General features: G+C 66.3%; 13 protein-coding genes. 8 read left to right on the forward strand and 5 right to left on the reverse strand.

The genetic code is table 11. The annotated features are described in order from the left end of the window. Window positions 1-451 precede the first annotated feature (451 nt). From BLT82_RS18550 to BLT82_RS18560, 3 genes are all read right to left on the reverse strand, one after another. The gene (locus BLT82_RS18550; RefSeq protein ID WP_093656229.1) at window positions 452-1546 is read right to left on the reverse strand and encodes a hypothetical protein; all 1095 of its coding nucleotides are present in this window, start codon (window positions 1544-1546) and stop codon (window positions 452-454) included. Between the two features lie 114 nt (window positions 1547-1660). After that, on the reverse strand, window positions 1661-2158 hold the full coding sequence (locus tag BLT82_RS18555; RefSeq protein ID WP_093656513.1) for a DUF6420 family protein: 498 nt from the start codon (window positions 2156-2158) through the stop codon (window positions 1661-1663). A gap of 44 nt (window positions 2159-2202) precedes the next feature. Next, window positions 2203-3027, reverse strand: a complete 825-nt coding sequence (locus tag BLT82_RS18560) for a hypothetical protein (RefSeq protein ID WP_061445963.1) — start codon at window positions 3025-3027, stop codon at window positions 2203-2205. Between the two features lie 663 nt (window positions 3028-3690). Between BLT82_RS18560 and BLT82_RS18565 the strand changes: the two genes are divergently transcribed. Continuing rightward, window positions 3691-4490, forward strand: a protein-coding gene (locus BLT82_RS18565; RefSeq protein ID WP_167746039.1) for an IS5 family transposase whose coding sequence is annotated in 2 segments (ribosomal slippage) — window positions 3691-4030 and window positions 4030-4490 — 801 coding nt in all. Because the reading frame shifts where the segments join, the coding sequence is not laid out codon by codon here. On the opposite strand, the gene BLT82_RS18570 is transcribed toward BLT82_RS18565, so the two are convergent. Then, entirely contained in the window at window positions 4462-4797 is a 336-nt protein-coding gene (locus BLT82_RS18570; protein WP_093656231.1) for an ankyrin repeat domain-containing protein, read from the reverse strand. The genes BLT82_RS18565 and BLT82_RS18570 overlap by 29 nt on opposite strands. Window positions 4798-4840: 43 nt before the next feature. Then, complete coding sequence (locus BLT82_RS18575) at window positions 4841-5137, reverse strand: transposase (protein ID WP_093656233.1); 297 nt, start codon at window positions 5135-5137, stop codon at window positions 4841-4843. A gap of 182 nt (window positions 5138-5319) precedes the next feature. Here BLT82_RS18575 and BLT82_RS18580 point away from each other — a divergent pair, with 182 nt between their 5' ends. The 7 genes from BLT82_RS18580 (at window position 5320) to drmC (ending at window position 20583) form a co-directional block, all read left to right on the forward strand. Beyond that, entirely contained in the window at window positions 5320-5553 is a 234-nt protein-coding gene (locus BLT82_RS18580) for a helix-turn-helix domain-containing protein (RefSeq protein ID WP_078884921.1), read from the forward strand. Window positions 5554-5997: 444 nt separating this feature from the next. Next, entirely contained in the window at window positions 5998-6495 is a 498-nt protein-coding gene (locus BLT82_RS18585; RefSeq protein ID WP_093656235.1) for a hypothetical protein, read from the forward strand. 395 nt (window positions 6496-6890) lie between these two features. Next, window positions 6891-10133 (forward strand): DISARM system SNF2-like helicase DrmD, encoded by a 3243-nt coding sequence (gene drmD, locus BLT82_RS18590; RefSeq protein ID WP_244292034.1) that lies wholly within the window; start codon window positions 6891-6893, stop codon window positions 10131-10133. After that, the gene (locus BLT82_RS18595; protein ID WP_093656237.1) at window positions 10133-14245 is read left to right on the forward strand and encodes an Eco57I restriction-modification methylase domain-containing protein; all 4113 of its coding nucleotides are present in this window, start codon (window positions 10133-10135) and stop codon (window positions 14243-14245) included. Before drmD ends, BLT82_RS18595 begins: the two co-directional genes overlap by 1 nt. A gap of 67 nt (window positions 14246-14312) precedes the next feature. Next, window positions 14313-17840: a DISARM system helicase DrmA gene (gene drmA / locus BLT82_RS18600; RefSeq protein WP_208867974.1), complete on the forward strand. Its 3528-nt coding sequence runs from the start codon at window positions 14313-14315 to the stop codon at window positions 17838-17840. Further along, a complete protein-coding gene (gene drmB / locus BLT82_RS18605) occupies window positions 17837-19708 on the forward strand; it encodes a DUF1998 domain-containing protein (RefSeq protein WP_093656239.1) in 1872 nt (623 codons plus the stop codon). Before drmA ends, drmB begins: the two co-directional genes overlap by 4 nt. Further along, a complete protein-coding gene (drmC, locus tag BLT82_RS18610; RefSeq protein ID WP_093656241.1) occupies window positions 19705-20583 on the forward strand; it encodes a DISARM system phospholipase D-like protein DrmC in 879 nt (292 codons plus the stop codon). The genes drmB and drmC overlap by 4 nt, the downstream gene beginning before the upstream one ends. The last annotated feature ends 61 nt before the right edge of the window (window positions 20584-20644 follow it).

Raw genomic sequence — 20644 nt, forward strand, 5'->3', positions numbered from 1 at the left:
GCTGCTGTACGCGGCCCCCACGTCCTGGTGCACGACCGGGCCGCCGTCCCGCTGGTGTGGGAGCGGGGCATCCCCGTCCCGGGTCACGCCAGTGTGATCGACAGCGGTGGCTGCAGGAGCGCCACTTCCATGCCGTACGACGCCTGTTCGCGTCCGAAGCGGCGGGCGGCCCTGGAGCACTCACGCTGACCCGGCACTCGGTGCCTCCCTACACCATGGCGCGGGGTGGGGACATCGGACTGCGCGCATTCCTGGGTGGTGGTCCGACGGGTGGGCCGTTGGCCCCCGCCGCCCGTCACGATCTGCGGCTGCTTTGGACCGAAGTGCCACTGGAACTCGCAGAAGTCTTGGCCGCTGAACGACAGTCCGGTGATCGCGCCGGTAGTCCTGGAATCCTGAATGCCGCAGCCGCGTGGGGCAAGTATGGTTCTCGTGCTTTCTGACTGTCGGGTCAGGATGGCTGCAGGCGGAATCGCCAAAGGCGGAGGACGCGCTCCTGCCCCTGGTCCCAGTAGTCGTTGGGGACAAGCTGAGTCATCAATGCCGGGCTGGGTTCCCGGCGGAGAGCGGTGATGTCACCGTTCTCGGTGGTCGTGGACATAAGAAAACGCCGTGTGTAGAGGCTACTGAGCGCTCCAAAGAAGGCGAAACCCTGCCGGGTGTAGGCAGCGAAGGCTTCCTCATCGCCGTCAGGGGCAAGGTTGTAGTCCAGTCTGACGATGCGGCCGTCACCGTCGGTGTGGGTTGCTTCTTCTGGCACCCATCCGGCGTATTGGGCGAGAAACCAAGCCAGTTTTTGCTCCACGGGATCGGTGATGACCTGTCCCTCGATAGTCAACTCGAGGCCGGTGACCGCGACCTGACGCTCACCCTCCTGCGCGTCTGGTCCGGTCGCCGGCTGCTCCTGCTCGGGGTCGAAGAGTACGGAGATGGTCAGTGGCCACCGCCCCGCGAGCGTCGCGTCACCGAGGAGGGCCATCTCGTTGCCCTTCATGGCAGATGAGATTGAAAGGCGCCGCTGCGCTCCCGCCTTCTCGAACCTGGAGGGATCGACAAGGGTCCACAGCTTGGGCCTGGCCCAGAAGTGGGCGTAGAGCAGGCGCCCGCCCGTCATACGGGCGTAGGCCTGTGCGGCGACCATGTCATCGGCCCGTACTTTGACCTTCCCCTCCATGCCAGGCGCTACCGTCTTGACCTCGACCAAGAGCACAGAGCCGTCACGCAGTACGATCCTGAAGTCGGGCGGCAGCAGCTTGCCCTGGGCATCATCGAAGTAGTACAGGCCCACATCCTCGGTCTTGATGAGGCGGATCGCACCCAGCGCCACAGTCACCGCCTCAAAGGCGTACTGCGTCTGGTGCCCCTGCAGCCGGGAAATGTTGTCCAGCGACTCACGCAGTGCGCGGCTGATAGCCGCGATGGTCTCCGGGTGCCGGTCCCGCAGGAGTGCAGATGTCTGGCCGTCCGGTGGTTCACCCAAGGCCAGCTCGATCAAGGGCAGAACCTCGATCCCCAGCTCACCTTTCCTGCCCCGTTTCAGCACCATGATTCCCCTCCAGATCGCTACGCTGGTCGCAGGTGCGGCGCTTCCCCCCGTGGCGCCGCACCTCCCGCTTTCATGGGCCCGCCGGTACCGCTGCGGCAGGCGGACATCGGGCGTCTAGCCGCCGCTGACCTGCTCCCCCTCACCCTCCCGGCGGACAGGCCCGGCCAGCGCTTCGGCCTCCTGCACGAGTCGGTCCGCAAGGGTGAAGTCCCCCAGCTCGACCGCAAGCGCGGCGCGCACGAACGTGGCGAGTGCGATGCTCTCGTTGCGCACCTCGAAGATGCGGAACACCCCGTCCGCGTACGCGGCGCTGTGTCGGCACCGGGCCTGCACGCAGTAGCCCTCGGCGGCCAGGGCGAGCCGTTTGAAGGCGGCATTCTTCTCGTCGGTGAACTGCGCGGGACAGCCCAGGTGGTCCAGCGTGATCCGGACGTGGGCGCGCATCTCGGCCGGGCGGATGGTGAGCCGTCCGCCGCCGGGCGTGAGGTAGCGGCCCGGCGTCACCGGGCCGTACGGATGGATCAGCGGCAGATCCTTGTCCACCACATGCTGGGCGGGCAGTCCGTCGTACTCGAAGTAGGGGCCTGCAATGCCGTTGTGCTCGATTGCCATGCGGTCCTCGCTTTCGGTCGCGGAGCGGGCACCGGGCCGCCTCATCACGCGCTGGTGACGGGCACGTTCCGCAGCAGTGCGGCGGTCATCGCCAGGAGCGTCTCCGCCTCGGCCCGGTTGTACTTGAACGTCTTGGTGACCACGTCGTTGTGCAGGGCGCCGCAGGTCTGGCTGTACAGGGCGTCCTGGATCCGCCACCATCGCTCGCTCTGGTTGCACTGGTTGCCGAGCTTCTTCGACCCGGGGTTGTCCCAGGTGACGTTCTCCCGGACCCACTCCAGCGCCCGCCTGACCTGCAAGATGGACGCCAGGACCTCGCCGATGGTCAGCAGCCGCTGCGCCTCCCGCAGTGTGCGGCCGACCTCGTCGCGCTCCGGGTCGCCGAGCGGGTACGGCACGGCCATCTCGAACGCCGCGGACGGCCCCAGCTGCGCGAGCTGCTGTTCCCACCGGCTCTTGGCGATGGTGATGTGCGCCGTGTCCTGGGCACTCCCCGGGTAGCCGGACGCCTGCGGCAAGGTCGCATTGAGGTCGATCTCGAACCGTACGTCGCCAGCGCGGCCCTCCTCGATCGCGTGGACCTGAAGCGACGTCAGCGAAAACGACAGGTTCACGCGGTGGACGATCACCGTCGGGGTGTAGGCCAGGTTCGCCGTGGTCCGGGTGAGCCGGGAGCGCTGGCCCGTCGCCTCAAAACCGAACAGGTCCGCCTCCAGATCGAGGATCTTCCCTGCATCGGTGAAGGGCGACACCCCGACGGCGACCTGGACGCTCAACTCGTGGGCTCCCAGTGCGCGCTTCAGCCATGTCTGGTCGCTGCTGACCTCTGCGGTGAACCGGATGTCGTCGTCGAAGCGGAGTTCCTGCATTGCTCCCCCAAAGGGCGTGTCGATCACCTGATTCTGCCGGGTCGGCTGCCGCATCACCGCGGTTTTCCCCGGCGTCGCCCAGCTCCGCGCCGAAGGACACGAGTCCGCGACAAGGGCATCGTCCGACTCTCCGTAAGGAGCGGCGCATCCGCCGTCGTGGGGCGGGTCGTTGTGTTTGCCGCCCCGGCCGGCGGGGGCGGGATACAGAGAGGGAGCTGGGATGGGTGTGAGGGACCCGTACGACGAGATGAGGCACCATGCGCGAGGCCAGGAAACGCTTCGCCGCCGATCGTGAGGATGCGACGATGACCGTACTCAAGGATGACGGGGTCTACCGGCACTTGCGCCTTCACTTCCCCAAGGCGTCCTGGGGCTGGTGCGAGATCGTCACCTGGCCCGAGATGCTCATCCTGCGGGGCCCCTGGGCTACTGGTCCTTCAGTCGTGTGGAGGACATGTTCGACTTCACATCTGTCCTGTGGCCTCCATGCACTCGGCGGCGGCGCGCGCTTCGGCCCGGCGGTAGGACAGCCCGGCCTGACCGTGGAAGCCCGGAATCATCAGCGGGTCTGGGCAAGCTCCAGCTCTGAGGCGAACATCAGCGTGGCGGCCCTAAGAGGTCATCTCATTTGGCTACCTCGGTAGGCTGTGGGGCGTGGTGGGGATCGTTGAGCGGCTGGTGCCGGACGAATTGTGGGAGTTGTTCCAGCGGGTGGTGCCGGAGGCGCCTTCGCGGCCTCAGGGCGGTGGCCGCCGTCGGCATGGCGACCGTGAGGTGCTGGCCGCGATCGTGTTCGTTGCCACGTCGGGCTGCACGTGGCAGCAGTTGCCTGCTGCGTCGTTCGGTCCGTCGGGGGCGACGGCTCACCGCCGTTTTGCCGAGTGGACGAAGGCCAGGGTGTGGGCCAAGCTCCACCGCCTGGTCCTCGATGAGCTGGGCTCCCGCAGCGAATTGGACTGGTCCCGCTGCGCGATCGACTCGGTGAACATGCGGGCCCTGAAAAGGGGGACCTGACGGGCCCGAATCCTGTCGACCGGGGCAAGTACGGGTCGAAGATCCACCTCATCACCGAGCGGACCGGTCTGCCCCTGTCCGTCGGAATTTCGGGGGCGAATCTGCACGACAGCCAAGCCCTGATCCCTCTGGTGCAGGGCATACCGCCCATCCGTTCCCGCCGCGGACGTCGGCGACGCAGGCCGGGCAAGCTCCACGCCGACAAGGGATACGACTACTCCCACCTGCGGCGATGGTTACGAGGGCGCGGCATCACCCACCGCATCGCCCGCAAAGGCACCGAGACCTCGCAGCGACTGGGCCACCACCGCTGGACCATCGAGCGCACGATGTCCTGGCTCGCCGGCTGCCGCCGCCTTCATCGCCGCTACGAACGCAAGGCCGAGCACTTCCTCGCCTTCACGAGTATCGCCTGCACCCTCATCTGTTATCGGCGACTCGTCTGCTGATATGGGTCTGCAGCAGTTTGACCGCCAGGTCGTGACCGTAGTGACTGGCCATGTCCATGGGGGTGTGGCCGTCTGGGTCTGCGAGCTCTGGATGAGCCCCGAAGGCCAGCAGCACGGCCGTGGTGTGCACAGTCAACGGCTGTCCGCTCTGCAGGGACCCATCGCCCTCAACGTCGATCGCGTGCGTCAGCAGCGTCATATTGCCGCAGACCTCATCGGGATCGGAACCAGCGGCCAGCAACCGAGCCAGGGCCTCTGCATCCTCCTGCTCGACCGTTTGATGCGCGGGGGTCCAGTAGTCGCTCATCACGGCATTCAACCGTCCCCACAGCACGCCTGCCAGCGACTATCTACGCCCTCACCCACCAATTGAGATGATCTCTAAGAACTGCATTGGCACGGCGCAGGTCCCGGATTTCGCGCTCCAGCTCGCGCAGCCGATCGTCCCCTGGAACCTGGGCCGTGGGCTCACGACGGCTCGCCTCGGCCTTCTTGACCCAATGCCGCAGTACCTCAGGGTGAATCTTCATGAGATCGCCGACAGCACCGACCACGCCAACACGGTCCGGGTCCTGTGCGCGGATGTCGAGCACCATGCGCACCGCACGTTCCATGACCTCGGGCGGATACCTGCGCTGAGCGGGCACGTCGTTACCTCCAAGCCGTTCGGCACGGCCGGACTTCTGCCACGGACTGCAGCCTACTGATCTGTCTCCACACGCTACTGGAAGAATTATGCACAGCTGTTCATGGTGGTCAAAGAGGCGCGAGTGATCAAGTCGGTGTCGTGTCTCCGTCTCTGCCCGACCCTGTGCTCCACGCGTTCGGAATGCACCTCCGGCGCATTCGCGAGGATCGCGGCATGACCTTGGAGGAGCTGGCAGCTCATAGCGACCTGAGCTTCCGCGGAGTGGTCTATATCGAGCACGGCCAGCGCAATCCAAGCTTGACGACCCTGATCAATCTTGCTCGCGGCCTGCACGTCCAACCTTCTCGTCTACTGGCCGTCTTCGATGTCGAGCAAGGGACATTCCCGGAGGCTGGAAGCCCGGCGCAAGATTGAGGCCAAAGACTCAAAAATTCCCGGCGGTAGCAGCGTGCCGGCGGCCCCAGGCATTGCGAAGGTCCCGGCCGTCTCGATCGGGGCCCCGCGATGTGCTGTCCTGCTACTGGATACCGAGGTCGTGCCCGCCCACGGCACCATGCCTCAGCCGATCGTCACGGTGACACTGGCACCGCTGCCAATCACGACCAGTGCCAACGTGATGGCGCCCACCACCACAAGGATGCTGATCAGGCGGTAGTCCGGCACTCCTCCATGATGGCGTACCGGACGGGCCGCCACCACTCCTTTCCCAGCTTCATGCTCCTCACCTCCTTTGTTTTGAAGCTGAGTTGAGCATCCCAGCGGCGAGGGACCAGACTTCCAAGTCACTACGCTGTACTCCAAGATTGCACAGCGCGCTACAAGACGCTTTGGGGACAGGTCCACTGGCCGGCCAGACCAGTGCTCGACTACCTGACGTGGCTGTACAAGCTCTACGAGGAAGCAGGCAAGCCGGGATCGGTGAAACTGGGCCGTGCCATCGGGTGTGCGCACACCACAGTCCTCAGTCTGCTCAAAGGGCCGCCGCCGGAGGACGACACGTACGCGTACCGCCTCATCGGGTACCTGGCGGAGAACCCGACGCAGAACTCCAAAGAGGAGTGGGACGGCGGCTGCCGTCACTGGCCCGGGAGCGTCACGTGGCGATTCGGTGCGGAGTACCGGGGCCGCCTGGCCTGCGACGCGTGCCGCCGTGATGATCCACCGGTAACGGCCACGCCCAGGGGGATCGAACCGCGGCCGCAGAGGATCGCGAGGCCCGCGCTGCCGTCGACGCCGCGGAATTGGTGCGCCACCCGGAACACCGGGCCCAACCACCGTTGGATCCTGCGGAGCGGCGACACCGTGATCGGCTCCATGGAGTCGACCTACAGCGACGGCCTCCCGCTCCGGACGTAACGGCTGGACCGGCTACCTCGGCACCCACCCCCGGCCCGCGCTGCAGGACCCGTGAGCAGGCACCAGCGGACCTGGCGGCGCGCTGGGTCCGGTTGGTCACCGCCGCACCGAGGCGCACCATCACCAGCGACTCCTGACCACCGTCAACGACCGGGGACTACCTGGGCACCTTGTAGGCCGCTTTGTCCATGCACGCAGGTTTCTGCTGTTCAAAATCATGGGAAACCGCTTGGCTTTCCGAGCTGTTGCTGTTCACCGTCTCCCAGGATCTGGGGCAGCCCTCAGGCTCGTGGCAGGATGCACAGGGAGCAGTAGGTGATCCAGGGGCGGAGAGTATGGCGCGGGTGGGTGTCGAAGAGCGTGACGAAGCGGACATGTTCACGCACGATGCTACGGTGCCGGCCGTAGGACAGCTGGTCACCGTACGCAACCGTCAATGGGTGGCCACGGCGGTGGAGCGCTCCTCGATCACAGTCGAGCAGCCGGGCAGCCCACTACTCGCCGAAGCCCAGCACCTGGTCTCTCTGGTCTCCGTGGACGGTGACGCTGGCGACGAGGAGCTTCGCGTCCTGTGGGAGCTGGAGCCCGGTGCCACGGCTCGCGAGCAGCACGCCCTGCCCTCTCCGACTGCAGGGTTCGACGATCCGGCGAAGCTGGACGCCTTTCTGGACGCGGTGCGCTGGGGTGCGGTGGCGACGGCAGACAAGACGCTGTTGCAGGCGCCCTTCCGTTCCGGGGTCAAGCCGGAGGACTATCAGCTCGACCCAGTGGTGCGGGCGCTGCAGATGCCGCGTACGAACCTGCTGATCGCGGACGACGTCGGCCTTGGAAAGACCATCGAAGCCGGTCTGGTGATGCAAGAGCTGAAGCTGCGGCACCGGGCCCGGACGATGCTGATCGTGTGCCCTGCGTCACTCACCCTGCAATGGCGCGATGAGATGCGGGACAAGTTCGGTCTCACCTTCAAGATCGTGGACGCGGAGCTGCTGAAGGAGCTGCGACGGTCACGCAGCCTGTACGAGAACCCGTGGAATCACTATCCGCGCTTGATCGTCTCGATCGACTGGCTCAAGCGCGAGCGGCCGCTGGCGCTACTGCGCTCGATCCTGCCGCCGGTGCCCCAGTACCCGCGGACCTTCGATCTGCTCGTGGTCGACGAGGTGCACACCTGCGCGCCCTCGGGCTCGGGGAGGTACGCGGTCGACTCTCAGCGCACGAACGCGATCAAGACTCTGGCCCCGCACACCGAGCACCGGCTGTTCCTCTCGGCCACCCCGCACAACGGCTACCTGGAATCCTTCACCGCACTGCTGGCACTGCTCGACAGCCACCGCTTCGCCCGCACGCTCAAGCCCTCGGAGGAGGCCAAGGCCCAGGTGATGGTGCGCAGGCTGAAGAGGGACCTGCCGCCGAACTGGGACGGCAGCCCGCGTTTCCCGGAGCGCGACCTCGACCATCCCCTGGAGGTCGCCTACGACTCCGCCACCCGCGATGCCTACGCGAAGCTTGATCAGTACGCGCAGTCCCGCCGAGAGGCGGTCAACGGGCAGCTGACGCTGGCAGGCATAGCTCCGAGCCGCGCCGCGGACTTCGTCGTCACGCTCCTCAAGCGCCGCTTCCTGTCCAGCCCGAAGGCCTTCGCCAACACGGTGGAGGCCCATCTGCAGACGATGCTGGCCCGGGAGCGGCAGGACGAGCTCGAGCGGGATGGTGACTCCGGCGCGCACACGACGTCGGAGAAGATCCTGGTCAAGATGATCGAGCAGCTGGACGAGACGGCGGAGGACGACACCGCCTTCGAGGAGGCCGCGCGGGAGGCCCTCACCACCGCCCGCCGGTTCGTCCCGCCGCTGTCCCCTGCCGAGAAGACCCTCCTGGAGGAGCTGCGCGACTGGGGGCTGCGCAACTCGGACAAGGCCGACGGTAAGTTCACCGCGTTCCTCGGCTGGCTGCGCAAGAACGTGCAGCGGAACGAGATGGGTGCCGACGGTGTGAAGGGCCGCTGGGACGGCGAGCGGGTCATCGTGTTCACCGAGTACCGCGACACGCAGCGCTGGCTGTACGAACGGCTGATCAGCGCCGGGATCCCCCACGAGGCCATCGCCCAGCTCTACGGCGGCCAGGACCTTGACGAACGCGAGCGCGTCAAGAACGTCTTCCAGGACGACCTGGATGTCGACCCGGTGCGCATCCTGCTCGCTACCGACTCTGCGAGCGAGGGCATCAACCTGCAGAACCACTGCCATCGCGTGCTGCACTGGGAAATCCCGTGGAACCCCAACCGTCTCGAACAGCGCAACGGCCGAGTGGATCGGCACGGACAGACCGCCGCGAAGGTCGAGATCGTGCACTTCGTCCCCCAGGGCTGGGATCGGCAGCGTGAGGAGGACACCGGATTCACCGAAGGCACCCTGGAGGACGCGATGGCGTTCCTCGGCGTCGCGGTCCGCAAGGTCGAACAGATCCGCACCGACCTCGGCAGCGCCGGAGACGTGATCGCCAGCCAGGTTGAGCAGAAGATGCTCGGCAGGCGCTCCAGCTGGCAGACCACCGACCGGGAGATCCAGCGCCGAGCCGGTAAGGCCGTACTGAAGATCGAACGGGATCTGGCGCACGACCTGCAGCAGGCCCAGGACCAGCTCACCTGGACCCGCACCGAGCTGAACCTGAGCCCGCAGACGATCGAGCGGGTGGTGCGCACCGCGCTGCGGCTGGCCCACAACAAGGACTTGATCGACATGCCGTCGCCCAAGAAGGTTGCTGCGCGCTGCTTCAGGCTTCCGGAACTCAAGGGAGATTGGGCGCAGGCCCGCAACAACGGCCTGCGGCACCCGGTGAGCGGCAAGGAGCGCCCGGTAACCTTCGACCAGGACTACGCTGGTCGCACCGACGTCGTGCTGCTGCACCTGAACCATCCCCTGGTCGACCTGTGCCTGCGCCTGCTGCGCGCCGAACTGTGGTCCCAGGGCGAGCACGGCGACCACCTGACCCGGGTCACCGCCCGCGTCGTCCCCGGTGACCTGCTGCGCAGCCCGGCGGTAATTGCACACGGCCGTGTCGTGATCACCGGAAACCGCGGCGTGCGCCTGCACGAGCAGATCGCCCTGGCCGGTGGACTGATCGAGCACGGCAAGCTGGCCGTGGAGAAGGACTCCGACGTCCTGGAGCGCTGGCTCGCCGCCGCGTCGCAGGACGCACCACCGCCCGAGCTCCTCGACCGGCTCGCCGGACTGTGGGGGGCACTGGAGGCACCCCTCGGCAAGGCACTGGCGGTCGAGTCCAACAAAATCGTACGCAAGCAGCGCAAGGCCCTGGCCAAGCGCTGCGAAGAGGACGTCAAGGCGATGCAGACGGTGTTGACCGAACTGGAACGCAACATCCGCGAATCCCTGGACTCCAGCCCGCAGTGGCAGCAGATCTCTCTGCTCACCGTCGACCCGGAGCGCGAGCAACTCAAAAAGGACCACACGGAATTGGAGGCACGCCTCGCGGCCATCCCCGCACAGCGCGACTCGGAGGCCGCTGCCCTGCGCCACCGCTACGCCGACCCGGTCGCCCGCCGCTTCCCCGCCGCGGTCACCTTCCTTGTCCCCGCCTCCTTGACCGTAAGCGCTACCGCACACCAGGCAGGCCGCTGATGCCAGCACGCACCCGCACCTCGAAACCCAAGCAGCAGACCCCGATCGAGCAGCACGGCGAGTGGCTCAACCTACTGCGCGCGGACGGCCCCTTCATCAGCGCGAAGATCCTCGCCGAGGCATTCCCGCAGGGCCTCGACGTCGTCGAAACCGCGATCCGGGCCCGCCTCCGGCAGGCGTGGGCCGAGCTTCAGGCCGCGCCGGAAACCCTGTGCTCCGCCTGGCAGAATCTCGTCCTGGATGAACTGCTCGACTACCGCGGGCAAGGGCTGCGCCAGGGCTCGATGCTGCCACGCGAACTCACCGAAGGCTCCGGCACCGTCCCCGACGCGCTGCTGATGGGCCCGGCCGACCCGACCAGCGGCCTGCCCGGCGTAGCCGAACGCGCCCTGATCTACCGCCGCCCCTGGGGCGAATCCCTCACCCGCGCCCGAAAGAGCCTGCCGTCACTGGTCGAGCAGGCTGCCGAACTGTGCCGACGGCGCGCCGTCCCCCTCGCGCTGCTCACCAACGGGCGCCTATGGGCCCTGGTCCACGCACGACCCTCGACGCCGACGTCCGTCGCCGTCTTCGACGCCGACCTCTGGTCCGAAGAGCCACTGCTACTGCGCGCCTTCGTCTCGCTGCTGGGAGCCCGCTGCGCCGCGATCGCTCCAAAGGACCGCGACGGCAAGGACACCAACTCCCTGAGCGCCCTGTTCACCCGCACCGCCCAGGACACCACTGCCGTCACCAAGACTCTCGGCCGGCAGGTCCGCGCGGCCGTGGAACTCCTCATTGCCGAGCTCTCCCGCCGCGACCGCGAGGCCGGCGGCACGGTGCTGACGGACGTCGCCCCCCGCACCGTCTACCGCGCCGCCCTGACAGCCATGATGCGCGTCGTCTTCCTCCTCTACGCAGAGGAGCAGGCGCTACTGCCCGCCGACGACGAGCTGTACGCGGAGTCCTACTCGGTCACCAAGCTCTACGAGCGCCTCAACCAGGACGACGCCACCATCGCGGACCGAGAGTGGGCCGCCTGGCCCACCCTGCTCGCCACCTTCCGGGCCATCCACGGCGGCGCCCGCCACCCGGACATGTGGATCCCCGCGTACGGCGGATCACTGTTCGACCCGAGCAGGTTCCCGTGGCTGGAAAGGTTGAAGGTCAGCGACCGCGTCGTCTTCGCCATGCTCGAAGCGCTGATCATGCTCAAGCGCACCACCAGGACCGGCAAGAGCGCGCCACCGGAACGCCTCTCCTACAAGGGCCTCGACGTCGAACAGATCGGCCACGTCTACGAAGGCCTCCTCGAATACTCCGCCGTACGCCTCGACGAGACACACCTCGGACTCAAGGGCAAGTCCGGCAGCACCGCCAAGCTCGCCGACCTCGAAACCTGGCACGCCACCGGACGCCTCCAGGCCGAGGTAACCAAGCTCGCCGGACTGACAGACAAGCAGTTCACCACCGCACTGGCCACCGAACCGACCGGGGAAGAGATCGGCCAGCTTGACGCGGCCTGCGACAATGACCCTGAACTTGCCGCCCGCGTCAGGCCGTTCTTCGGCCTGCTGCGCCCCGACCTGCGCGACGAGCCGGTCGTTCACCCCGCCGAGACGGTCATCGTCACCCAGGTCGGCGACCGACGCGACTCGGGCACGCACTACACCCCGCGAGCCCTCGCCGAAGAGATCGTGCTCCACACCCTCGACCCACTCTGCTTCTCACCCGGCTCTCCGGACGGCATCCCGCGCCCCGCCGACGGCACCCAACCGGCCGAGTGGCGAGTACGGCCGGCCTCGGAACTCCTGGCGCTCAAAATCCTCGACCCCGCGATGGGCTCCGGAGCGTTCCTGGTCTCGGCGTGCCGGTACCTATCCGAACGGGTCGTCGAAGCATGGGACCGAGACGGAGTGCCGGAGACGGTCGCCGCGCGCCTGGGAGCACAGCTCGAGGACCGTGACGCCCTGCTCCTCGAAGCCCGCCGCATGGTCGCCGACCGCTGCCTGTACGGCGTCGACAAAGACGAGATGGCGGTGGAGCTCGCCAAGCTCTCGCTGTGGCTGGTCACCCTCGCCAAAGGCCGGCCCTTCAACTTCGTCGACCACGCACTGCGCTGCGGTGACTCCCTCATCGGCTGCCTCACGGTGGAACAGATTGAGGCCTTCCACCTCGTGCCCAGCGAAGGCCGGATGAAAATCCGCCTCACCGATGAGATCGACAGGGTCATCGGCCCGCGGTTGTCACAAGCTGCGGAACTGCGTCGTGAGATTGAGGAGCATGAGGTCTTCGACATCCGCGATGCGCGGCAGAAAGCGGCGAAGCTCGCCGAGGCGGAGTCCTTGACCGAACAGCTGAGGCTCGCTGCAGACGCTGTGGTAGCGGCGAAGCTGTCTACAGCGACGACTAAGTCCGAAGACGCATACAACGACCGTCTTGCTTTTATCGCTCCCCTTGTTGAACGGGCACTGCTGGGAGACGGTGAGGCAGCAGTCGAGTCCCGTTCCATCATCGATAATTGGCTCCTCGGTCCTAGCGGTGGACCGCGTACAGCTCCCTTGCGTCCACTGCACTGGCCCCTGGAGTTTCCTGAGCTTTTCGCCGCCCCTCTTCGGAACAAAGGTCACTTCGACGCTGTGGTGGGGAACCCTCCCTTCTCGGGCGGCAAGCTGCTTGGCAAGAGAATCGGGACCGATTCGCAAGCATATATTGGAGAAGTGATTTCACGGGGGTTCACTGCAGGTGGACGCGCTGACATAGTGGCCTACTTCCTGCTGCAAGAAACGTCATTGGTCCAGAGTGGGCGCGTGGGCATGATCGCAACCAAGACCATCGCGCAAAACGAGACCAGACAAGTCGGGCTTGATCAAGTCATCGGCGGCGACACTTGCATTTATCGGGCCGTCAAGTCTCGAGCATGGCCGGGCGAGGCAGCCGTGCACGTTGCACTAGTCTGGGTTGGACAATCCCGCGACCCTGAGCCGATTATTCTAGACAACCAAAGGGTCGATAGGATCGAAAATAGCCTGACCACTTCGGTGCGTACTGTTAGTGAGCCCCATAAGCTCATGCAGTTTGCGGGTCAATATTCACAGGGCTGCATCGTAAATGGCAAGGGGTTTTTGCTTACGCAAGAGGAGAGGCAGGATCTTATTGCGGAGGATGGTCGCAATAAAGAAGTCATCTTCCCGTACCTGATTAACGATGACGTAAACGGCCGTCCTGATTCGTCGGCAAGGCGCTGGGTGATTGACTTCACCGGCATGAGTGAAGAGGAGGCACGCCGCTATCCCGGGGCTTTTGCCGTGCTTGACGAGAAGGTGCGTCCAGTGCGACAGCGCAGAAAGGCAGACGGAAGCTACCAATTGCGCAATCAACTTCCAGTGCTCTGGTGGCTCTACGAAGAAGATCGCGCAGTTATGCGGAGAGCCATCGCTGATCACGACCGTGTCCTTGTCGTCGGCCGTCACAGCAAGTACGGTCTTCCAAGCATTGTGAAAAATGGTCAGGTCTTCTCAGACTCCATGGTGGTTTTCTATACGCCTGACCCTGCAGCGATGCTTGGGCTCTTGAGCAGCGCCTGGCACTTCAATTGGTGGACCGTAAAGGGTGAATCAACGCTGGAGACACGACTCCGCTACACCCCATCGAAGGGCTTTGATACCTTCCCCCAGCCGGATCTCACCGAGCGTATTGCCATTGCTGGTGAGGAGTTGGACACCTACCGCCGCCACGTCCAGTTGGCGCGCACGCCGCAGCTAGGCATGACCGACCTTTACAATGAAGTCCACAATCCGGCGAATCACGACACCGACATTCAACGATTGCGCGAGATCCATGTCGAAATCGACGAGGCTGTTTCCGCGTCCTACCTCGCGCACCCTCTCGCAACACGATTCGGTTGGACTTCGCTCGCGCTGAACCACGGCTTCCACGAGACTGTCCACGGCCTGCGCTGGACCGTTGATCCTGACGTTCAGATCGAGATGAACCACCGTCTGCTCGAACTCAACCATGCCCTCTACGAAGACGAGGTTCGCCGCGGCCTCCACAGCAAGAAGAGTTCGGCAAAACCCAGGAAGGCCGCGGCCAGCAAGCCACCCCACGCTCCCGGGGACGTGCTCTGGTAGCGGAGCCGCCTGCTGCTTGGCAGCGATCCGTCTGTCTTGTCAGTGCCGCGCCCTATCGTGGTGGTCCATGAGCGACATGTTGCCGACCGCACCGTCGAGCGGTCCGATCCTGGCTGTCCCGTCCCCTGGTGCGGTGCGGGACGAGCTGGCCGAGCTGGTGGTGCGGGACCTCCTCGGGCCGGTGGGCGGCGAGATGGAGGAGGTCGCGGACGCTCCGACGGATTGGTATGTGCTCGGGCGGCTCGCACCGAACGGCACCACGATCTTTCCGGAGGAGCTGGACGCCCCGCTAGGCGACAGCAGGCTGGCCGGCGCGGACGAGGGGGCACCGGACGCGGATGCGCCGAACGTGCCGAGCCTGAGTCCGTCGTCGATCGGGTTCACCGCGCGGGTACGCGGTGACGCAGACCGCTTGGAAGTGACCGGGGAATGGGCACGCTATGTCCGCGCGCATTCGACGGATCCAGGCGTCGAGAAGCTGATCTGGCGGCGTGAGCCGCACGCCGGCAGGGTCCCGGTCAAGCTGGTCGAGGGTGCCGTGGAGCCGCTCGTTCTCGACAGCGAGGACGAGAAGATGGTGTTGCGTGGACGGGTGCGTCGCTTCGAGGACGACTGGCTGGTCACGCTGTTCCTGGTCAACACGACCGAGACCGATTCCAACTCCGCACGGCACTGGGCTTTCCAGGCCGAACTCTCGGCGACCGGGGCTGAGGGCGCGGCGGTGTTCCTTCCCCGGCACGAGCCTGGTTCCGGCGGCGACGGCGCAGACCGGGCCGAGCAGCGACGTCTGGCGATGGCGTATCGGTTCAGTCCGGAGTTCGCGGTGGGACACGCCACCGGCGTACATGCGACGGCAAGTGAAACCGATCCGATGACGGCGGTCGCAATTCGAACGAAGGCCGCACCGGAGTATGACATCGCGCAGACCGACGCCCCGTCGGCACACACTGACCCGGACTTGCCGGAGTTGGCCGACCTGCTGGTCGACATGAAGGTGCTGGCCACGTGCGAAAGGCAAGAGCTGCGCGCTGGGCTGATGCCGCTGGTGGCCGGTTACCGGGCATGGATCGGGCGGTCCGAAGCTCGAGTCGGGCAGGAGGGCCAGCACCTTGACGAGTACCAGACCCAGGCGGGTGAGGCGCTGAGGGATGCGAAACGGGCAGCGGATCGTATCGAAGCGGGGATCGAGCTGGTACTCGGGAACGACGACGCTTTGACCGCGTTTCGGTTCGCCAACAGTGCGATGCACCTGCAGCGCATCCACACCCGGGTCGCCGCGGCGCGGCGCCGTGACCCGTCCCGTGATGTCGAGGGGGTGTTCTTCGAGGAGGACCAGCCGGTCCACCGGTCTTGGCGCCCGTTCCAGCTCGCGTTCCTGTTGCTGAACCTGCCTGCGTTGACGGATCCGGCGCACCCGGAGCGTGCCACGGGGGCTGAGGCGGTGGCGGATCTTCTGTGGTTCCCCACCGGTGGTGGCAAGACCGAGGCGTACCTCGGTCTGACTGCCTACACTCTGGCCATCCGCAGGCTTCGACCCGATCTTGGTGGTCTCGACGCGTGCCACGGGGTTGCGGTCCTCATGCGCTACACGCTTCGGCTGCTAACGATCCAGCAGTTCCAGCGCGCCACTGCGCTGATCTGCGCTTGCGAGGTCCTGCGCCGGGCGGACGAGACGCGGTGGGGCACGGAGCCGTTCCGGATTGGGTTGTGGGTCGGCGGAAAAGTCTCTCCGAACACGACCGACCATGCCGATAAATGGGTCAAGGACGTACGGAAGGCCAGTGGGCGGCCCAATCGGGATTCGGGCTCGCCCTACCAGCTCACCAGCTGTCCGTGGTGCGGCACGAAGATCGAGAAGGGACGCGACGTCGAGGTCGACATGACTCTTCGCCGCACCTACCTGCGCTGTCCGGAGCTGTTCTCCTGCCCGTTCGGTAGCTGGGACCCGAACGGGGAGGGCCTGCCGGTCGTCGTGGTCGACGAGGAGATCTACCGGGTCCTACCGAGCCTGGTCATTGCGACCGTCGACAAGTTCGCGCAGCTGGCCTGGAACGGGCGCACCCAGGCCTTGTTCGGGCGGGCGTCACGACACTGCTCACGCCACGGGTATGTCACGGCGCAGATCGCGGATGAGAGCTGGGAGACCGGCAGCCACATCGCGGAGGGCCGCTACCGGTCCGCGGCACTCACCACAGCCGCACAGGTGCGTCCGCTGGATCTCATCGTCCAGGACGAGTTGCACCTGATTTCAGGCCCCCTGGGATCACTGACCGGCCTGTACGAGGCCGCCGTGGACCGGTTGGCCACCTGGGAGTACGCGCCGGGCAAGACGGTGCGGCCCAAGGTGATCGCCTCGACAGCCACAGTCCGCCGCGCGGAGCGGCAGATCCACGCTCTGTTCGACCGGCGCACCGAAGTCTTCCCGCCGCAGGGCCTGGAGATCGGCGACAGCTTCTTCGCCCGTCAGCGGTCTGCCGACTCGCATCCAGGACGCCGCTACATCGGGATCTGCGCGCAGGGGGTGCGCACAAAGTCCACGATGATTCGCGTGTACGTCGCCGTGCTCGCCGCCGCTCAGACCGTGCACAAGAAGTACGGAAGCAACCCGGTGACCGACCCGTACATGACGCTGGTCGGCTACTTCAACAGCCTGCGCGATCTCGGTGGTATGCGTCTCTCCGTGGAAGACGACGTCTCCACCCGACTGGAACGCGTCAACGAGCGTGGTCTGTCCCGGCGCTACGACTTGAGACTCGAGGAACTTACCTCACGGCTGACCTCGGAGAAAATCAAGGACATCCTTGATCAACTGGAGTACACCTTCCCCAAGGCGAACAAGCTGACGCCCATCGACGTGCTCCTGGCCACCAGCATGATCGCCGTTGGCGTCGATGTCTCCCGCCTCGGCGTCATGGTCGTTGCCAACCAACCCAAGTCCACCGCCGAGTACATCCAGGCGACCAGCCGCGTCGGCCGTGCCACCCCGGGCCTCGTCTTCACCGTGTTCAACTGGGCCCGCCCACGGGACCTGTCCCACTACGAGACCTTCGAGCACTTCCACTCCACCGTGTACCGGCACGTCGAGGCCCTCTCAGTAACCCCGTTCGCCGAGCGCGCCATAGACCGCGGCCTGGCCGGTGTCCTGGTGGCGCTGGCCCGCAACCTGGACGCCAGCGACAACGGCAACCTCGGCGCGCAGACCTTCGACACGCACAGCAGCAAGGCCGACCACATCGTCCGCTACCTCGAACGCCGCGCGGGCGAGATCTCCACCCATCGCACCGTCGCAGCTCGGGTACGCGAAGAACTCGACAGCCTCCTGGATCTGTGGGCGCGTGAGCAGCGCCGCCCGGCGACCCGGCTTGCCTTCGACGCCAAAGGCAAGGCCGACGACATTGTGGGACTGCTCCGCAGCCCGGACGCCGGCCCCTGGGGTCCCACAACCTGTCCGACCTCGTTGCGCGAGGTCGAGCCGGGCATCCGTCTGGTTCTGCGAGCTGCACCGGGCAGCATCGACGACCATGAGAAACACCCCTTCCTCCCACGTACGACCCCGGATATTGATGGCGCCAGGCAGGAAGGGGACCTCTCATGACCAGCACCACGAGCGTTTCACGACCGGCGGACGACCTGCGGGTCGGGGAGCTGCGGCCCAGCCAGCTGCTGCACACCTACGGAGTCGGCGCGGTCGCGGACCTGCCGAACCTCTCGGTGATGATCCTCGGACTCGACGAGTGGGCGTTGGAGCAGGCCGCGATCGTTCCCGAGGAACGGCTACTCGCGGCGGTGCGCAGCAAGCTCGGCAACCAGGTCCAGAACCTGCGGATGCCGCCGTACACGCCGGAGGACCCGAACGACTTCAGCGGCGCCTGGTCGCGGATCGGCGTTCCGGTCGCGGTGTTTCCGGGCTGGCTGCGGTGCACCGACAATCGCTGCAACCGGCTCGCACCGGCTGACTCTGGGCTCTTTCATCTGCTGCCGAACAGCTTTGCGCCCGACCAGACCCGCTACGTCCATTCCTGCCGCGAGAGCGGGCGCAGGCGGCCTACCGCGGTACCGGCCAGGTTCGTCTCGGCCTGCCCGGCCGGGCATCTCGACGACTTCCCGTGGATGTACTTCGTCCACCGCGGCGCGCCGCACGGGCCGGACCACACGCTGAAGCTGGTCGAGCGCGGCACCACCGGTGAGGCGGCGAACATCTTCGTCGAATGCTCCTGTGAGGTGAAGGCCCGTTCCATGGCCGAGGCCATCGGTACCCGCAGCGAGCTCGTCCTGCCGGCCTGCCGGGGCCGGCACCCGCACCTGGGGACCTTCGAGCCCTGTACCGAGCAGACCCGGACCATGGCGCTAGGCGCCACGAACGGCTGGTTCGCGATGCAGCTGCGGGTCTTCTCCCTGCCGCACGCCGAGAATCCGGTGGACAGCGCGGTCGCCGAACACTGGGCCGGACTGCAGGTGGTGGCGAGCCTGCCACGCGAGACCGCCCGCCTGGTCCTGCCCACCCAGGTGATGTGGCCGCAACTCGAGCGCTTCGGCGCAGACGAGGTATTGAACGCGATCGCCCGCCACCGTGACGGAATACAGTCCGGCGCCGTCGAGGACGTGGACGCACTGGACATTGCCGGCCCGGAATGGCTCGCCTTCACCGGCCGTCCCCAGAACCATCCTAATTTCAGCGTCAGCAACGAGCCCGTACCGCCCACCCACCGCAATTGGCTCAGCCAGGTGCGGCTCGTCAAGCGGCTCCGAGAGGTATCAGCCCTGTACGGGTTCAGCCGGATCGACGCACCGGAATGGGGATCCGCAACCAGTGGCGGGCCGGTGCAGGAGGAGAACCGCGCACCGCTGACCGGCTCTGCGCCGAGCTGGGTGCCGTGTGCGGAGACCCGCGGCGAGGGGATATTCCTTCGCTTCGACGAACAACGGGTCGCCACCTGGGAACAGAACCCGGACGTCATCCGACGCGCCGGCATCCTGAGAGCCGCACATCGGAAGTGGTGCGCCCAGCGCCGGACCGCTGCGGAGTGGCCGGGCATCCGCTACCTGCTGCTGCACACCTTCGCCCACGTCCTGATCCGCGAGTTCGCTTTGGAGTGCGGCTACGGCGCCTCCGGTATCGGCGAACGTATCTACGCACGCTCCGGCAACGACCCGATGGCCGGGATCCTGCTCTACACCGCGGCCCCCGACAGCGAGGGCACCCTCGGAGGCCTGGTCACCCTCGGCGGACAACACCGGCTGGGCGCTCTGATCGACCAAGCGCTCGAGGCCGCGCGGCTATGCGGCTCGGACCCCCTGTGCGCCGACCACAACCCGGTCGCCCACGGCCGCCTGCACGGCGCAGCCTGCCACGCCTGCCTGTTTGCCGCGGAAACATCCTGCGAACGAGGCAACCATTTCCTGGACCGCGAACTGCTCGTCGAGACGTTCAGCGGCCGGCCAGGCGGATTCTTCACGCCATGACCGGCCACAAGGTCGGCCAAGCCGCGATCCCCCTTCCCGAAGTGATCTCTGAGCTCGTCGCAAGCCTCCCCGAGACCCATCTCGCAGCCTGGACCAGGGCATTGCGCACCATCACAGTTCCCGACGATCAGACAGAGTCCCGTCTCATCGCCGCGCATCCCGGCGCGGGACTCGGGCCGCGCGCCGCTATGCTGCTGTCCGCCTGGAGATCTGCCGATCCGCAACTGCCGGGGCCCGCGCTGGCCCTAGCCCTCGAAGCTGCCATCTGCCGCTACGAGCAGGACCTCGCCTCCCACCATGTCGACATCGTCGTCTCCGGCCCGCTGAGCGGTACCGTGCCGCTCAGGCTCACCACATCCGCAGCAATCGAGGTCATACAGTCGGCGACCCGCACGCTCCTGCTTACCAGCTACGCCGCATTCGGCATACAGGAGATCGTCGACGAGATCACAGAGGCCGCAGACCGTGGCGTCAGCGTGAACCTGGTCTTGGAGACCGCGCGCTCCGCCGGCGGCAGGCTGCACGGAGAGACTGACGGGCGTACCGCATTCCACGCACTGCGCTTCCACCCGGACGTGCACTTATGGCAATGGGCGAACACCGAGCGGCGCGGCTTCAGCGGCCGACGCGGCAGCATGCACGCCAAGGTCATCGCTGCTGACCGAAGCACCGTCCTACTCGGCAGCGCGAACCTCACCGACAACGCGTACAACGACAACCTGGAGGTCGGTGCCGTTATCCACGACCCGATCGCCGTTGGCAAGCTCGTCGATCACTTCACCACCCTGATGCACTCAGAAAGCAGCTTGCTTGTCCGATTGCCGTGGATATCCTCCCAGGGAAACGGAGTCGACGAGAGCGACGGACATACCTGAACCACGGTCGAGGTGCCCTACGGCTCACGCGCCCACCTCTGCTCGGTCTGGGCCTGGCGCT

It is taken from the genome of Streptomyces wuyuanensis, from assembly GCF_900103455.1.
Classification (GTDB): domain Bacteria; phylum Actinomycetota; class Actinomycetes; order Streptomycetales; family Streptomycetaceae; genus Streptomyces; species Streptomyces wuyuanensis.

Coding starts and splice junctions, on each gene's coding strand:
- drmB (WP_093656239.1), top strand. CDS start 17,837: ATGACCAGCACCACGAGCGTTTCACGACCGGCGGACGACCTGCGGGTC.
- drmC (WP_093656241.1), top strand. CDS start 19,705: ATGACCGGCCACAAGGTCGGCCAAGCCGCGATCCCCCTTCCCGAAGTG.
- BLT82_RS18580 (WP_078884921.1), top strand. CDS start 5,320: ATGCACCTCCGGCGCATTCGCGAGGATCGCGGCATGACCTTGGAGGAG.
- BLT82_RS18595 (WP_093656237.1), top strand. CDS start 10,133: ATGCCAGCACGCACCCGCACCTCGAAACCCAAGCAGCAGACCCCGATC.
- BLT82_RS18555 (WP_093656513.1), bottom strand. CDS start 2,158: ATGGCAATCGAGCACAACGGCATTGCAGGCCCCTACTTCGAGTACGAC.
- drmA (WP_208867974.1), top strand. CDS start 14,313: ATGAGCGACATGTTGCCGACCGCACCGTCGAGCGGTCCGATCCTGGCT.
- BLT82_RS18560 (WP_061445963.1), bottom strand. CDS start 3,027: ATGCAGGAACTCCGCTTCGACGACGACATCCGGTTCACCGCAGAGGTC.
- BLT82_RS18550 (WP_093656229.1), bottom strand. CDS start 1,546: ATGGTGCTGAAACGGGGCAGGAAAGGTGAGCTGGGGATCGAGGTTCTG.
- BLT82_RS18570 (WP_093656231.1), bottom strand. CDS start 4,797: ATGAGCGACTACTGGACCCCCGCGCATCAAACGGTCGAGCAGGAGGAT.